This window comes from Vibrio sp. 1580 (assembly GCF_033340055.1).
Genome location: NZ_JAWOVT010000149.1, coordinates 1 through 855 on the forward strand (window position 1 = coordinate 1; position 855 = coordinate 855).

An 855-nucleotide genomic window follows, 5' to 3' on the forward strand; every position below is an offset into this window, starting at 1 on the left:
CGGTTTGAATCGGCATTCTACCAACGCCAAGCGTCACTTGATCCCTCTTCGCGATATCGGCTAAACGCTCTTACATAGCACCGCTACCTAACGGCTCTGCATGTTGATGGTACTCTTCTCGACTGGCAAACAACACCGCATTTTCCGGCGTGAGCACCAGCTTCACTCCTTGATTGGCCGCCAAAGTACATTGCTGGTCAATAAAGTCCAAATTCGCCTGAATATCAGGCCCCGAAGTCATTTGAATGATGCCAACACGTTCCATGTGTTCTCTTCCTTCTACCACTTAGTCGGGCGATCTATTTAGCCTGCTCACGCAGTTTTTCTGGCAGCTTGTATTCGCCTTTACTACGTGAAATCTCTTTTACGGTTGGTGAATCTAACGGGCCTTTGACCTCGTAATTCACTTGGGTGAACACCTCTACAACAGGAGAAATCACCGTGGAAATCGCCAGCACGTACAGAGCGGTTTGAGGGGCCACCGCAAACGCCGTCAACATTGGTAACCCTGACGTAATATCCGGCGTAAACTTCACTTCCGCATCCACCATTCTGCTGGTCATGTTTGCAATACCACGAATTTGCATTTCACCAGCTAGCGCATCCATCACAATATCATTGGTGATGAACACACCATCTTGGATTTTGCCTGTACCCGTGATGGAGTTGAACGCCATGCCTTTGTCGAATACGTCGGTAAAATCGAGCTGCATCTTACGAATGATGGAGTCCAAGCTAAATAAGCCAGGCAAACGCGGCGCGCCGCTGACTTCACTCACGACTCCTTTGCCAAACGCCGTCGAGGCATTCTCCTGCAAGGTTGGTGTCTTCATCGACCAAGGCGCACCATACCAA

The 855-nt window shown here is 49.7% G+C and carries 1 protein-coding gene and 1 pseudogene; both read right to left on the reverse strand.

The features are described from left to right. Nucleotides 1-265, reverse strand: a pseudogene (locus R7093_RS24640) (nitrilase-related carbon-nitrogen hydrolase); the annotation flags it as partial. Nucleotides 266-299: 34 nt separating this feature from the next. After that, nucleotides 300-855: AsmA-like C-terminal region-containing protein (locus R7093_RS24645; RefSeq protein ID WP_318146942.1), on the reverse strand; the 556-nt coding region annotated here is incomplete at its 5' end.